This is a genomic window from Cellulomonas sp. P4_B5_2 (genome assembly GCF_056402235.1).
The window spans coordinates 1-14,490 of the sequence record NZ_JBFUHU010000104.1 but is presented as its reverse complement, the minus strand read 5'-3'; the positions used below and the strand labels follow the sequence as shown (position 1 = coordinate 14,490).

12 protein-coding genes and 1 pseudogene are annotated in these 14,490 nt (G+C 74.3%); 7 read left to right on the top strand and 6 right to left on the bottom strand.

The features are described from left to right. On the top strand, positions 1 to 1,206 hold a 1,206-nt coding region (locus tag AC1DUQ_RS09420), incomplete at its 5' end, for an LCP family protein (RefSeq protein WP_477073700.1). Between the two features lie 7 nt (positions 1,207 to 1,213). On the opposite strand, the gene AC1DUQ_RS09415 is transcribed toward AC1DUQ_RS09420, so the two are convergent. The 3 genes and pseudogenes from AC1DUQ_RS09415 to AC1DUQ_RS09405 all read right to left on the bottom strand — a co-directional run bounded on the left by AC1DUQ_RS09415 (position 1,214) and on the right by AC1DUQ_RS09405 (position 4,052). Next, positions 1,214 to 2,338 (bottom strand): acyltransferase family protein, encoded by a 1,125-nt coding sequence (locus AC1DUQ_RS09415; RefSeq protein ID WP_477063138.1) that lies wholly within the window; start codon positions 2,336 to 2,338, stop codon positions 1,214 to 1,216. Between the two features lie 71 nt (positions 2,339 to 2,409). Next, positions 2,410 to 2,949: a 5-(carboxyamino)imidazole ribonucleotide mutase gene (gene purE, locus AC1DUQ_RS09410; RefSeq protein WP_477063137.1), complete on the bottom strand. Its 540-nt coding sequence runs from the start codon at positions 2,947 to 2,949 to the stop codon at positions 2,410 to 2,412. A gap of 90 nt (positions 2,950 to 3,039) precedes the next feature. Then, positions 3,040 to 4,052 (bottom strand): annotated as a pseudogene (locus AC1DUQ_RS09405) (5-(carboxyamino)imidazole ribonucleotide synthase). Positions 4,053 to 4,181: 129 nt separating this feature from the next. On the opposite strand from AC1DUQ_RS09405, the gene AC1DUQ_RS09400 reads away from it, so the two are divergent. Further along, entirely contained in the window at positions 4,182 to 4,688 is a 507-nt protein-coding gene (locus AC1DUQ_RS09400) for a GtrA family protein (RefSeq protein WP_477063135.1), read from the top strand. 9 nt (positions 4,689 to 4,697) lie between these two features. Here the strand turns inward: AC1DUQ_RS09400 and manA are convergent, their stop codons facing one another. The 3 genes from manA to AC1DUQ_RS09385 form a co-directional block, all read right to left on the bottom strand. Next, positions 4,698 to 5,894 carry a mannose-6-phosphate isomerase, class I gene (gene manA, locus AC1DUQ_RS09395; RefSeq protein WP_477063134.1) on the bottom strand — a complete coding sequence of 399 codons (1,197 nt, stop codon included), beginning with the start codon at positions 5,892 to 5,894 and terminating at the stop codon, positions 4,698 to 4,700. 126 nt (positions 5,895 to 6,020) lie between these two features. Next, complete coding sequence (locus AC1DUQ_RS09390) at positions 6,021 to 7,343, bottom strand: ATP-binding protein (protein ID WP_477073699.1); 1,323 nt, start codon at positions 7,341 to 7,343, stop codon at positions 6,021 to 6,023. 3 nt (positions 7,344 to 7,346) lie between these two features. Further along, a complete protein-coding gene (locus AC1DUQ_RS09385) occupies positions 7,347 to 8,048 on the bottom strand; it encodes a response regulator transcription factor (protein ID WP_056089661.1) in 702 nt (233 codons plus the stop codon). 153 nt (positions 8,049 to 8,201) lie between these two features. Between AC1DUQ_RS09385 and AC1DUQ_RS09380 the strand changes: the two genes are divergently transcribed. The 5 genes from AC1DUQ_RS09380 to AC1DUQ_RS09360 form a co-directional block, all read left to right on the top strand. Then, positions 8,202 to 9,509 (top strand): sensor histidine kinase, encoded by a 1,308-nt coding sequence (locus tag AC1DUQ_RS09380; protein WP_477063132.1) that lies wholly within the window; start codon positions 8,202 to 8,204, stop codon positions 9,507 to 9,509. After that, positions 9,506 to 10,222, top strand: coding sequence for a response regulator (locus AC1DUQ_RS09375; RefSeq protein ID WP_477063131.1), 717 nt, complete (start codon positions 9,506 to 9,508; stop codon positions 10,220 to 10,222). The genes AC1DUQ_RS09380 and AC1DUQ_RS09375 overlap by 4 nt, the downstream gene beginning before the upstream one ends. Positions 10,223 to 10,323: 101 nt before the next feature. Beyond that, on the top strand, positions 10,324 to 11,112 hold the full coding sequence (locus tag AC1DUQ_RS09370) for an ABC transporter ATP-binding protein (protein WP_477063130.1): 789 nt from the start codon (positions 10,324 to 10,326) through the stop codon (positions 11,110 to 11,112). After that, complete coding sequence (locus AC1DUQ_RS09365; protein ID WP_477063129.1) at positions 11,112 to 13,709, top strand: ABC transporter permease; 2,598 nt, start codon at positions 11,112 to 11,114, stop codon at positions 13,707 to 13,709. Before AC1DUQ_RS09370 ends, AC1DUQ_RS09365 begins: the two co-directional genes overlap by 1 nt. A 114-nt stretch (positions 13,710 to 13,823) precedes the next feature. Beyond that, positions 13,824 to 14,490 (top strand): hypothetical protein (locus tag AC1DUQ_RS09360; protein ID WP_477073698.1); only part of this gene is annotated, 667 nt, incomplete at its 3' end.

Here is a 14,490-nt window from a genome sequence, read left to right as displayed (position 1 = left end):
GGCCGACCCCCCACGATCACTCCCGCCGCGCAGTCCGCGCGGCCGACGCGCACCGCGGGGCCCGTCGAGGTCCCCGGACGTGCCACCAGACCGACCGGCTCGGCGGTCCCGCCGCCGGCGCCCGCGCCGTCGTCGCGATCGACGTCGTCGCGACCGGCGACAGGTCGTCCGCCTGCCCGGCCCGCCGGTGCCCGCCCACCCGCTCCGCCGACGGGACCGCGCTCCCCGGACGCACCGGGCACGCAGCCCGAGGCTCGTCGCAGCCGCAAGCGGCTCGTCGGAGCCGTCGCCGTGCTCGTGCTCGTCGCCCTCCTGGCGTGGCCGATCGGCCTGCTGGTCTGGGCCAACGGCAAGGTCCAGCACACCGCCGCCCTCAGCGGCGCGGCGAACACCCCCGGCACGACGTACCTGCTGACGGGTTCGGACTCGCGGGCCGACGGCGGGATCGCGCAGGACGGCACGGAGGGCGCCCGGACCGACACGATCCTCCTGCTCCACGTCCCGGACAGCGGCCCCACGGCGCTGATCTCGCTCCCCCGTGACACGTACGTCGACATCCCCGGGCAGGGCGCGGCCAAGCTCAACGCGGCCTTCGCGTGGGGCAAGGCACCGCTCCTGGTCCAGACGGTCGAGGGGCTCACCGGCCTGACGATCGACCACTACGCCGAGATCGGCATGGCCGGCGTCGAGCAGATCGTCGACGCGGTCGGCGGCGTGAACCTCTGCCACGACGTCGACGTGAACGACGCCGACTCGGGCATGGTCTGGACGGCGGGCTGCCACGACGTCGACGGCGTCCAGGCGCTCGCGTTCGCCCGCATGCGCAAGGCGGACCCCACGGGTGATGTCGGCCGCGCCGAGCGTCAGCGTCAGCTCATCGGCGCCGTGATGGGCAAGGTGCAGCCGACCCAGCTGCTGTTCCGGCCGAGCCAGCAGGTCTCGCTCATCGATGCGGGCACGAGGGCGCTGACGGTGAGCGACGAGACCGGGATCGTCGACATGGCCAAGCTGGCCCTCGCGTTCCGGAGGGCCAACAGCGCCGAGGGCATCACGGGCACGCCGCCGATCGCGAGCATCGACTACCGACCGGGCGGCAACGCCGGGTCCACGGTCCTCCTGGATCCCGAGACGGCTCCCGCGTTCTGGGTCGCGATCAGGGACGGCTCGCTGCCGCCCGGTCCCGTCGGCGGGATGCCCGGGGCCTGAGCCGGCGTCAGGACATCGCCTCCACGAGTCGTGGTCCGCGCATGACGCGGTCCAGCACAGCCGCGCGGGGTCGCTCCAGGGCGGCGAGCGTGGCACGCCGGAACGCAGGACCGCACGGGACCTCGACATACCGGTGCACCGCCCACGCCATCCCGGTCACCAGCGCGAGCGCCGCGCCGAGGGCTGCCGCGGCCGGCACGTGGTCCGCCAGCGCCCGGATCACCGCGAGGCCCCAGTACTCGTGCACGAGGTACAGCGGGTAGGTGAGCGCGCCGAGGGCGACCAGGCCCCGGTGCTCCCAGTGCTGCACCCGCGTCAGCACGACGGCCGCGACGGCGGCGACGCACCCGACCACGGCGACGCCGAGCAGCGCGGTCGACGGCGAGTACCCGGTGGTCCGCTCGAGCACCGACGCCCGCGCCGGGACGACGAGGGCGACGGCCAGCGCGGTGTTCACCCCGACCGCGAGCCACGGCAGCAGCCGGCGACCGCCCGCCCTGCGGTCCTCGACCAGCACGAACAGCGCCATCCCTGCCGCGAACAGCGGGGCGTAGTCGGCGATCAGGAGCGACGCGAGGCCGGTGGCCCCGGCCTGCTCGGCGAGCAGCGCGACCCAGGGCCAGGCGAGCGCGACGCCGACGACACGTGCGCGTGTGATCCCGACCAGCGAGAGCACGCCCAGCAGGAGGTAGAAGCGCAGCTCCGTCCAGAGGGTCCAGTAGACCCCGTCGACGTGGTCGACCCCGACCGCCGACTGGAACATCGTGAGGTTGACCAGCACCTGCTGGGGCGTGATGGCCTTGCCCTCCGGCCACACGACCAGCAGGAGCGCCCCGGTGGCCAGCACCGCGACCCAGTACGCCGGGTAGAGGCGGGCGATGCGGGACGCCACGACGTGGGCGGTCGGCCGGCCCCAGGCCGTCATGAGGATGACGAACCCGCTGATGACGAAGAACAGCTCCGGGCCGAGCGACCCGTAGCCGGTCCACCGGCCCATCCCGCCGAGACGGTCCGCCTGCCCCTCGCCCCACGCTGTGCTCGTCCGGCCGGTGAAGTGGTAGAGCACCACGGCGGCGGCGGCGAGGAAGCGGAGCCCGTCGAGGGCCGCGAGGCGCGGGCGGGAGGACGTCATCCCCTCGACGCTAAGCAGACCCGGTGCGGCTCGCACGCCGAGACGAGCGCGCTCACCGAGCCTTCACACGGTCAGACGCTGAACCCCACGCTCGGCCGCGCGCTCGTCTGCGCCCGCAGCCGCTCCCCCTTGCCGTCGGCCTGGCCCTGGAGGTCGTCCTGGAACGCGGCCATCGCCGCGCGCAGCCGGGCGGCCTGCTCGCCCTCGCCCGAGGCGAGGATGCGGACCGCCAGCAGGCCGGCGTTGCGCGCCCCTCCGATGGAGACGGTGGCCACGGGGACGCCAGCCGGCATCTGCACGATCGAGAGCAGCGAGTCCATGCCGTCGAGGTAGGCGAGCGGCACGGGCACCCCCACGACGGGCAGGGTGGTGACCGCGGCGAGCATGCCGGGCAGGTGCGCGGCCCCGCCCGCGCCGGCGATCACCACGCGCAGACCGCGGTCCGCGGCGGTGCGGCCGTACGCGATCATCTTCTCCGGCTGYCGGTGGGCGGACACCACGTCGACCTCGACCGGGACGTCGAACTCCGCGAGCACCTCCGCGGCGGCCTTCATGACGGGCCAGTCCGAGTCCGACCCCATGACGATCCCCACCAGGGCCTGCGCTGCCATCACCGTCTCCGTCCGTGCACCTCATGAGCCACGGCGACGCCGCGCGCCCATCATGTCCCAGCCTCCGGGCCGTGCGGTCCCCTGTTCGCGTCAGGCGGACGCGTCTCCCCGCAGCACCGCCGCTGCGGCGATCGCCCGCCGCCGGACGTCGGCGAGGTCCTCGCCGCTGACGTTCACGTGCCCGAGCTTGCGGCCGGCGCGCACCTCCTTGCCGTACAGGTGCACCTTGGCGCCCGGGTCGAGCAGGGCGACGTCGGCCAGCGCCTCCGTGGGGTCCGCCAAGGTGCTGCCCAGCACGTTGGCCATCACGGTCCACGGCGAGCGTGCGGACGTGTCACCGAGCGGCAGGTCCAGCACGGCGCGCAGGTGCTGCTCGAACTGGCTGGTAACGGCGCCGTCGATGGTCCAGTGGCCGGAGTTGTGCGGCCGCATCGCCAGCTCGTTGACCAGCACCCGCGGTGGTCCGCCGGCGGCGTCCGCGACCTCGAAGAGCTCCACGGCGAGCACCCCGACGACGCCGAGCCCGTCGGCGATGCGCAGGGCCACGTCGACCGCCTCGGACTGCGTCGCCGGGTCCAGGTGCGGCGCCGGCGCGACGACCTCGGAGCACACGCCGTCGCGCTGCACCGACTCGACGACCGGCCACGTGCGCATCTCCCCGCTCGGCCGACGCGCCACCAGGACCGCCAGCTCGCGGGTGAACGGGACCTTCGCCTCCGCGAGCAGCGGCMCCCCGGTGCCGTCGGCGACGGCCGCGAACCAGTCTGCGACGTCGGCGGCGGTGCGCACGACGCGGACGCCCTTCCCGTCGTACCCCCCGCGGGCCGTCTTCACCACGGCCCGCCGGACGCCTCCAGGCGGTCGAGCAGCGCGTTCGGGACGTGCTCGTGCTCGAACGTCAGGGCGTCGGCACCGTCGACGAGGCGGACGATGGCGGCCTCGTCGGACGCGGCGCCGACCGGGGCGTCGACGACCACCTGGGCCGCCGACGACGTCGGGCTCTCGACGAGGACCCGCAGGTGGAGCCCGAGAGCGGTCGCCGCCGGCGCCATCATGCGGGCCAGCTGGCCACCTCCGACCACGGCCACCACGGGTGCTGTCACGGGCGACGACACTAGCCGAGGGTCCGGAGGGCGCCGAAACGCTTCGCCGCCGTCCCGGACAGGTATCACCCAGGATCGAGGGATATCCTCGGCGGACCGTACCGGCCGACCCACGCCCCGAGGAGCTCCGTGAGCGCGAGCGACGAGCTGACCGCCCCCGTGGCCGTCGTCGTCCCCGTCGTCCCCGCAGTCCGGGGCTCCGACCTGCGGGCGCGGGCGTACGAGCTGGCCCGCTTCCTGTCCGTCGGTGGCGTCGCGTTCGTCGTCGACCTCGGCCTGTTCAACCTGCTGCGCTTCGGACCGGGGCAGCTGCTCGAGCACAAGCCCCTCACCGCGAAGGTCATCTCCGTCGTCGCGGCGACCCTCGTCTCCTGGCTCGGCAACCGGCACTGGACGTTCTCGCACCAGCGCACGAGCCGCCCGACGCGCGAGCTCGTCGTGTTCGCCGTCATCAACCTCGTGTGCGCGGTCGTCCCGGTGCTGACGCTCGCGTTCTCGCACTACGCGCTCGGGCAGACCTCCGCCCTGGCGGACAACGTCGCCACGGTGCTCGGCATCGGCATCGGCACCGCCCTGCGGTACCTCGGCTACAAGCGCTGGGTCTTCACCGGCGCGCCGGTGCCCGTCGCGCCCTGACGGATCCGGTCAGGGGACGTCGGCCTGCACGATGACGGCGTCTCCGGACGCGGTCAGCACGCCGTCGGACGCGGGGGCGAAGGCGGCCTGGCCCCGCGTGAGCAGCGTCCGCCGGCCGTCCGCGGCATCGATCTCCACCTCACCCTCGAGGCAGAGCAGGATCCTCGGGCCGCGGCCGGGCAGCCGGGCAGGACCGTCGTCGGTGAGCCGGGTGACCGAGAGCTCGAAGTCGTCCACCGGCGCGTAGAAGATGCGGGTCGACGTGAACACCTTCTCCGGGGCGATCCGGATGGGCGGCGCCGCCACGCAGTCGACGTTGCGGAGCAGCTCGTCGACGTCGACGTGCTTGCTGGTCAGGCCCGCGCGCAGCACGTTGTCCGAGTTCGCCATGATCTCGACGCCCACCCCGTGCAGGTAGGCGTGGACCGTGCCGGCAGGCACGAACAGCGCCTCCCCGGGGCGCAGGGTCACCGGGTTGAGCAGGACCGAGGTGACCGCGCCGGGGTCACCCGGGAAGGCGGCGACCAGTCGCTTGACCGTCCGGTCGGTCCGCGGCGACGGTGAGCCGTCGGCCAGCCGGCGCGCGCACGCCTCCGCGAACTTGGCCACGTCGGCCTCCCCGGGACGAGTGTCCGGCCGCAGCAGCCACTCGAACGCGGCGCGGACGCCCTCGGAGGTCGGGTCCGCGACGAGGATCGCGTGGAGGTCCGCCGCGAGCGGCGTGTCGAGGCCGGCCAGGAGCTCGGCGGCCCGCCGGGGGGCGCGGAAGCCGACCATGGCGTCCAGCCGGCTGAGCGCGTAGACCATCTCCGGCTTGTGGTTGCGGTCCCGGTAGCTGCGCTCCGGCGCCGAGAGCGGGATGCCCGCCGCGTCCTCGGCCGCGAAGCCGGCGCGCGCGCGAGCGAGGGTGGGGTGCACCTGGAGCGACAGGGGCGCGTCCGCCGCGATGATCTTGAGCAGGTACGGCAGGTGCACACCGAACCGTGAGGTGACGTCCGGCCCCAGGTGGCGGTCGGGGTCCTCCTCGATGACCTCGTCCAGGCGTCGCGGGCCGTCGGCGGTCTGCGCGATCGCCGGGGCGCTCACGTGGGCGCCGAACCACGCCTCGGCCACCGGGCGCCCGTCCGGCACGGCGGCGAGCACGTCCGGGATCGCCGTCGTCGAACCCCAGGAGTAGCTCTGGGTGGCGGGCGTGATCCGGTACACGGTAGGCGTCTCCTGCTGGTCAGTGCTTCGTCGGCTTCGTGGGCCAGGCGTGGCATCACGGTATCTCGCACGGTCCTCGCCGAGGACCGACAGTCCAGGCGATGCGGGACGAGCGGGACAGGCGGATCAGCGGCGGCGCCGGTCCGGGCGCGCGGAGACGACCGCTCCGAGCGGCAGCACGACGTCGGGGCGCAGGGACGCCGGGACGCCGGACAGGAACAGCGCGAACACCGCGGGGCGGCGCTGCGCGAGCTCGAGCCGGCCCCCGTCGGCGGAGGCGAGGTCGCGAGCGAGCGCCAGACCGAGGCCGGTGCCCTTCCCCGAGGTGACGGAACGCTCGAAGATCCGGGGGGCGAGGTCGTCGGGGACGCCGGCTCCCTCGTCCGCCACCTCGATGACGACCGCACCCGAGGGACCTCCCGGACGGGACCGGACGGTCGTCGTCCCGGCACCGTGCTTCAGGGAGTTCTCGACGAGCGTGGCGATCACCTGCGCCAGCGCGCCGGGCGTCGCGAGCACCTGCGTCGCGCGGTCCACGTCGACGACGAGGCGGCGGCCGTTCGCCTGGAACGTCGGCTGCCACTCCTCCTCCTGCTGGTGCACCACCTCGAACAGCCGGACCGCCTCCGTGGTGCCGCCCGCGACGCGGCGCGAGCTCGCCAGCAGGTCGTCGACCACGCGGACGAGGCGCTCGACCTGCTCGAGCGAGATGCGCGCCTCCTCCCCCACGGTCGGGTCGTCGGTGGCGAGCATGATCTCCTCGAGCCGCATCGAGAGCGCGGTCAGGGGCGTCCGGAGCTGGTGGGAGGCGTCGGAGGCGAACTGTCGCTCGGCGGCAAGGCGGCCGGCCATCCGGTCGGCGCTGCGTGCGAGCTCGGCGGCGACCAGGTCGATCTCCTCGACCCCCGACGGCTCCAGGCGCGGTCGCACCTGCCCCGCACCCAGCTGCTCGGCCGAGGYGGCCAGGTAGACGAGCGGGGCCGTCAGTCGGTTGGCCTGCCAGATCGCCATGGCGATGCCCGCCGCGAAGGCGACGACGGCCGCCACGACGACCAGCGCGATCACCCGGGCACTGACCCAGAAGACGTCCCACCACGACACGTAGAGCGTGACCGTCGCGCCGGTGTCGGAGTCGACCTCCACGGACAGTGCGCGGCCGCTGATGCGGTCGCCCGCCCGGTACACCCCACCGTCCGGCGACTGCACGACGACGGAGGCGGGGATGTCCCCGGGACCACCCGCGTAGTTCTCGAACATGCGGTCGGTCAGAGTGATGTCCTGCTCCAGGCGGAAGTCCACCGCGCGGGCGGCGTCCGCGGCACGCGACTGCAGCGCCTGCATCTCGTTCTCGCGGACCAGCTGGGCACCGAGGAAGGCCAGGGGGAAGCCGAGCAGGACCACCGCGACGGTGACCGCCGCGATCGTCGCCTGCAGGACGCGACGACGCAAAGCTCAGGCCCGCTCGGACGCGCCCGCGCCGCCGGTCTCGAACCGGAAGCCCATGCCGCGCACCGTGGTGACGTAGCGGGGTGCGTTGGCGTCGTCGCCAAGCTTGCGGCGCAGCCAGGACACGTGCATGTCGAGCGTCTTGGTGGAGCCCGTCGGGTCCGAGCCCCAGACCTCGCGCATGAGAGTCTCGCGCGCCACGACGGTGCCCGCCGCGCCGACGAGCACACGCAGCAGGTCGAACTCCTTGGCGGTCAGGTGCAGCTCCCGCTCCCCCTGGAACGCGCGGTGGGCGGCCACGTCGACTCGCACGTTCTGCGCGTGCAGCTCGTCCTCGTCCGCCGGGTCGCCGACGCTGCGTCGCAGCAGCGCCCGCACCCGCGCCAGCAGCTCGGCGAGCCGGAACGGCTTGGTGACGTAGTCGTCGGCGCCCGCGTCCAGGCCGACCACGAGGTCCACCTCGTCGGCGCGCGCGGTGAGCACGAGCAGCGGCGTGGTCAGGCCGAGGTTGCGGATGGCGCGGGCGACGTCGAGGCCGTCCATGTCCGGCAGGCCGAGGTCGAGGACCACCAGGTCAGCTGCCGCGGCGCCGTCGATCGCACCTTGACCCGTGCCTTGCACGCGCACGTCGTAACCTTCACGCCCGAGGGCGCGGGCCAAAGGCTCGGCAATCGCGGGATCGTCCTCGGCCAGCAGCACCTGGGTCATTCGCCCATGCTAGGTCATGGGACGGTCTTGACCGCCACACGGGCACGCCCAGATGTCCACGTGAACCAGGTGCCCCCACGGGCGGACGGCCGAGGCGTTCGGGTCGTCCTGCGGGAGCACTCCCCCGGGCGTCGCCACGCCTACCCTCGTGGGGTGACGAGATGGGAGCGCCTGCTGCGCTGGGAGGAGTCCCACCGGTTCGCCATCGACGCCACCGGCACCGGCTTCCTGCTCGTCCTCATGGTCGTCACGGCAACGGACATCGTCGACGGTGCCAGCAACGCGATGCGGTCGTACGCGTCGCCGCTGATCTCCATCGCGGTTGTCGCCCCGCTGGCCTGGCGACGCGTGCGCCCGGCCGCGTCCGCCGCGGCGGTGTACACGGCGGCGCTGCTGCAGCTCGCGTTCTGGACCCCCCTCGTCGTGCCCGCGGACCTCGCCGTGCTGGTGGCCCTGTACTCCGTCACGGTGCACGGCCCACGGTGGGCGCACCGGGTGGCGATCGTGGGAGCACTCGTCGGCTCGGTGCTGCTGGGCCTGTCGATGTACGGCTGGTTCGACGTCCCCGGCACCGTCTCGACGGCTGTGTTCGCCGGCGTCGTCTCCCTGTCCGTGTGGGCGTTCGGCCTGGTCCGGCGGTCGCGCAGGGAGACCATCGAGGCGCTCGTCGACCGCGCGCGGCAGCTCGAGGTCGAGCGTGACCAGCAGTCGCAGATCGCGACGGCGGCGGAGCGCGCCCGCATCGCCCGCGAGATGCACGACATCGTCGCGCACTCCTTGACCGTGATGATCGCGCAGGCCGACGGGGGCAGGTACGCCGCCGACGCCGACCCCGGCGCCGCCATCCGCGCGCTGGGCACGATCGCCGAGACGGGCCGCGCGGCGCTCACCGACATGCGTCGCCTGCTCGGCGTCCTGCGCGGCAGCGACGAGCGCGAGCAGTCGACGGAGCTGCCCGGTCCCGGCGGGCTGGGCCACGGCGCCTCCCCGGGGTTCGCCCCGCAGCCGGCGGAGTCCGACATCGGCACCCTCGTCGACCAGCTCCGCGCCAGCGGCCTGCGCGCGTCGCTCGTGCGCATGGGCGAGCCCCGCAACCTCCCGCCAGGCGCCGGTCTGACCGTGTTCCGGATCGCTCAGGAGGCGCTGACCAACGTCCTCAAGCACGCGGGTCCCGACCCGTTGGTCACGGTGCTCGTCCAGTGGCTCCCGGACGGGATCGTGCTCGAGGTGACCGACGACGGCCGGGGCGCCTCCGCCGACTCCGACGGGCTCGGGCAGGGTCTGCTCGGGATGCGCGAACGCACCACGATGTTCGGCGGGACGGTCACCGCCGGCCCCCGACCGGGCGGCGGCTTCCGGGTCCGCGCCCAGCTACCCACCCCCGGGGACGCAGCGAGCAGTCGCACCCCCACCGACGAGAGGACCCCCGTGTCGCACAGCCAGGACGAGGCCACCCGATGAGCGAGCGCCCGATCCGCGTCGCGCTCGTGGACGACCAGCAGCTGGTCCGCGCCGGGTTCCGGATGGTCATCGACTCGCAGGCCGACCTCGAGGTCGTGCTCGAGGCCGGCGACGGGGCGCAGGCGGTCCGTGCGCTCGACCCCGCCGCGCGCACCGCGACCGGGCCGGTCGACGTCGTGCTCATGGACGTCCGCATGCCCACCATGGACGGCCTCACCGCGACGGCGCAGATCACCGCACGGGCCACCGACGACCTCCCGGCCCCCCGCGTGATCGTCCTGACCACGTTCGACCTCGACGAGTACGTCCTGTCGGCCATCCGCGCCGGCGCCAGCGGGTTCCTGCTCAAGGACGCGCCGCCCGAGGAGATGCTCGGCGCCATCCGCACGGTCCACCGCGGGGACGCCGTGATCGCCCCGTCCAGCACCAAGCGCCTGCTCGAGCACCTGGTCACCGCCCTGCCGCCGGACGAGCCCGGCGCCCCGACCGACCCGGCACGTCTCGCCGTGGCGGACCTCACCGACCGCGAGCGCGAGGTCCTCGTCCTCATGGCGCGCGGCCGCTCCAACACGGAGATCGGGTCCGACCTGTTCGTCGCCGAGGCCACCGTCAAGACGCACGTCGGCCGCATCCTGGCCAAGCTGCACGCCCGCGACCGGGTGCAGGCCGTCGTGGTCGCGTACGAGACCGGTCTGGTGCGGCCCGGCTCCTGATGGGCCCACGGGATGACGGACGACCCCACCACGGCCTGATGTGCGCGGTGCGGCGGCGTCCGTAGCGTCGGACGCGTCATCACCGCCTCGAAGGAGCTCTCGTGGACACCACCGTCTTCCGCCCGCTGGACACCCCGCACACCCCCGCCACGGTGGCGGTGAGCGCGCGGTCGCTGACCAAGGTCTACGGGAAGGGCGCCGCCGAGGTCCGGGCGCTCGACGGCGTCGACGTCGACTTCGCGGCCGGCGCGTTCACCGCGATCATGGGCCCGTCGGGGTCCGGCAAGTCGACGCTCATGCACGTCCTGGCGGGGCTCGACGGAGCCACCGCGGGCACCGCCCGGCTCGGCGCCACGGAGATCACGTCTCTCGACGACACCGCGCTGACGCGCCTGCGCCGGGACCGCGTCGGGTTCGTCTTCCAGAGCTTCAACCTGCTGCCGATGTTCACTGCCGAGCAGAACATCCTGCTGCCGCTCGAGCTGGCGGGGTCGGCGGTCGACCGGGAGTGGTTCGACACCCTCGTGTCCACGCTCGGGCTGGGTCAGCGCCTGACGCACCGGCCCGCCGAGCTGTCCGGTGGGCAGCAGCAGCGGGTGGCCATCGCCCGGGCGCTCATCGCCAAGCCGGAGGTCGTCTTCGCCGACGAGCCGACGGGCAACCTCGACTCGCGCTCGGGCGCGGAGGTGCTCAGCTTCCTGCGCCGCTCGGTGCGCGAGCTGGGACGCACGATCATCATGGTCACGCACGACCCGACGGCCGCCGCGTACGCGGACCGGGTGGTCCTGCTCGCCGACGGCCGGATCGCGGGCGACATCGCCGACCCGACGCCGGAGTCGGTGCTCATGGGCCTCGAGGCCCTCCGCACGCTCGACCAGGTGGCCCTCTGATGCTGCGACTCACCCTGGCGCAGATGCGCCGCAGCCTCGGTCGACTGACCGCCGCCGCCGTCGCGATCGCGATCGGCACGGCGTTCCTGGCCACCACCCTGCTCGCCGGCAACGTCATGACCCGCACCGGGTACGACGCGGTGACGGCGACCTACGCCGACGCCGACATCGTGGTGAACGGCGAGCTCACCCCTGCCCAGCTGGACGACGTGCGCGCCCTGGCGGACGTGCAGTCCGCCGAGGTGCTCGCCCCGACCGGCATCGAGTTCCGCAAGGGGGGCACGAGCCGCTGGGAGCTCGTGCTGCCCACCACGGACGATCCCCGTCTGAGCTCGCTCGCGGTCGAGGACGGTGACCTGCCGTCCGCCACGGGCGAGGTCGCCCTGCCCGCCGCGGCGGCGAAGGCGCTCGGCGTCGGCGTGGGGGACACGGTGCAGGTCCGGTGGACCACGCCCGTGCCCAGCGACGAGTCCACCGCGGAGGCGGGCGCCGACGCGCCCACCCTGACCGAGGAGACCTGGGAGACCGTCGACGACGACGTGCTGGTGACCGGCATCGCGTCGGACCGGTCGAACGCCTGGTCGCAGGCGGGTGGGGCCGGTCTGGTCACCACCGCGGACCTGCTGCGCTGGACCGGGACCGACTCCGTCACCGAGCTCGGCTCGGACATCCTGGTGGTCGCGAGCCCGGGAGTGAACCCTGAGGCGCTCCGCGACGAGCTCGCACCCGTCGTCCCGGGGGCCTCGGTGCTCACCAAGGACCAGGCGGCCGCCGAGGCGGTCTCGCAGTTCTCCGACGGTGGGAACGTGCTGGTCACCATCGTCCTGGGCTTCGCGTCCGTCGCGCTGCTCGTCGCCGCGCTCGTCATCGCCAACACCTTCCAGGTGCTCGTCGCGCAGCGCACCCGCACGCTGGCGCTCCTGCGCTGCGTCGGTGCCGGCAAGGGGCAGCTGCGCCGCTCCGTGCTGACGGAGGCGGCGATCCTCGGGTCCACCGCGTCCGTGGTCGGCCTCGTCTTCGGGCTGGTGCTCGGCCAGACGGCGCTGATCGTGCTGGGTCGGCTGGACCTCGGCGTCCCCCTGCCCAGCACCATCGAGATCACGCTGCCCGTGGTGCTGGTGCCCCTGCTCGTGGGCACGCTCGTCACCGTGCTCGCGTCGCTGGTCCCGGCACGGGAGGCGACGAGGGTCTCCCCGATCGCGGCACTGCGTCCGGCGGACGCCCCTGCCGTCGGCGCCCGTGCCGGTCGCGTCCGGCTCGCCGCGTCGCTCCTGCTCATGGTGGGCGGCGTCGGAGTCCTGCTGCTCACGACCGGGCTGGCCACCGCGGGCGGCGCGGACCCCACGCTGCTGCTGGGCGTCGGCGTGCTCGCCGGCGCGCTCTCCTTCGTCGGCCTCCTGCTCGGTGCGGTGTTCTGGGTCCCGAAGGTCGTCTCGCTCGCCGGGCGACTGCTGGCCCGCACCGGGACCAGCGCCCGCCTCGCCGCGGCGAACACGGTCCGCAACCCGCGCCGGACCGCTGCGACGAGCACAGCCCTGCTCATCGGCGTCACCCTCGTCGCGATGATGAGCACGGGTGCCGCGAGCGCCCGGGTGTCGCTTGCCCAGGAGCTGGACGAGCACTTCCCCGTGGACCTGACGGTCGACGCGTCGGTGCTGGGTGCTGACGCGGCCCTGCCCGCCGACGTCACCGACGCCGTGTCCGGAGTCGGCGGGGTGGACACGGTGCTCGAGATGCGTGCCGCACCGGTGATGCTGGCGGAGGACACGTGGATCACGGTCGTCGCGCCCGCCGCGGGCGCCGCCACGGACGTCCTGCGCGATCCGCGCACCGCGGACGGCCTGGCCGACGGCACGCTTCTCCTGCCCAAGCAGTACGCCGAGCAGGCCACGGATGCGACCGTTCCGGTGTCCGCCTACGCGACCCCGTGGGACACCTCCGAACCCGCACCCGGTGGTGCACAGGTCCCGCTCGAGCTGGTGGCGACCGACCTCGGCGGGATCTACGGGCTCGTCACGCCGGCCACCCTCGAGGCGCTGGCGCCCAGCGCACCCGTGTCGATGCTCTGGGTGGCGCTCGACCCCGACGCCGACGCGGCGCTCGTGCTCCAGGACGTCCGGTCGGCGCTGCCCGACACCCCCGCGGAGGTCAGCAGCGCCGGCGCCCAGCGCGCGGGCGACGAGGCGGTCATCGACTCGCTCCTCGCGATCGTGGTCGGGCTGCTGGGCGTGGCCGTCGTGATCGCCCTCATCGGCGTCGCGAACACCCTGTCGCTCTCGGTCCTGGAGCGGCGCCGCGAGTCGGCGACCCTGCGGGCGATCGGGCTGTCCCGACGCCAGCTGCGCTGGATGCTCGCGGTCGAGGGGATGCTCATCGCCGGCGTCGGCGCGGTGATCGGTGCCGGGCTCGGGCTGCTGTACGGCTGGGCCGGTGCGGTCGTCGTGTTCGGCGAGGTCGGGGACGTGGTCCTGGTGATCCCGTGGCCCCACCTCGCGCTCCTGCTGGCCGTGGCCATCGGTGCGGGACTGGTCGCCTCGGTGCTGCCGGGACGGTCCGCCGCCCGGACCTCACCCGTTGCGGCCCTCGCGGTCGACTGAGCCGCTCGCCCGCAGGCCCACCGAGACGACCGGTGGGCCTGTGGGCGGTGCGCTCGCTCCCGCACGCGGGCACGACCCCGTCCGTGCGGACCGGCTGCGCGGCAGGGTCGTCGCGTGCGGTTCACCCTGCTCCACCCCGACCCGGCCCGCGGTCCCGGGCTCCACGCCACCGACGTCGAGGCGGACGCCGGCACCGCCCTGTCCGTGCTTCGACCCGCCCTGGCCCGGGTGAGCGGCTACGCGGGATGGACCAGCGCCGGAGTGCGCCCCGCCGTCGGCGACGCGGTGCTCGACGAGCACCACACGGTCGGGCAGCCTCCGTTCCTGGACGGGTGCGTGCTGCGCACGGAGCCGGGGCCGCGCCCGTCGGTCGCCCTCTCCGTGGCGTCGGCGTGGCACGTCGCGGTCGTCGCCGGGCCTGACAGCGGAGGCCTCGTCGCGGTTCCGACGGACGCAACCGTGACCGTCGGGCCGGCGGGCTCCGCCTTGGCCGTGCACGACGCGACACTCCCCGTCGTGCAGGTCCGGTCCCGGCGAGGGCGGGTGCAGACGCGGACCGGTCGCCTGGGTCGCTGGAGCCGATGGCACCCCGGGCGCCCGCGTCGGCTCGGCAGCACCACGCTCGTCCTGCGCGAGGCGCCCGGCACCGCGCCGGAGGTCGCCGTGGTCGATCCGGCACCGGCCGCTCGCCCGGCCACCTGGCTCACCCCGCTGGTCGGCTCCGTGGCCCTCGCGGCGGCGCTGCGCCAGCCGCTGCTGGCCCTCGTGGGTCTGACCGTCC

Bases quoted from the DNA above. Each gene is read 5' to 3' on its own strand.
- AC1DUQ_RS09415 (WP_477063138.1), bottom strand. From the start codon at position 2,338: ATGACGTCCTCCCGCCCGCGCCTCGCGGCCCTCGACGGGCTCCGCTTC.
- AC1DUQ_RS09385 (WP_056089661.1), bottom strand. From the start codon at position 8,048: ATGACCCAGGTGCTGCTGGCCGAGGACGATCCCGCGATTGCCGAGCCT.
- AC1DUQ_RS09375 (WP_477063131.1), top strand. From the start codon at position 9,506: ATGAGCGAGCGCCCGATCCGCGTCGCGCTCGTGGACGACCAGCAGCTG.
- AC1DUQ_RS09365 (WP_477063129.1), top strand. From the start codon at position 11,112: ATGCTGCGACTCACCCTGGCGCAGATGCGCCGCAGCCTCGGTCGACTG.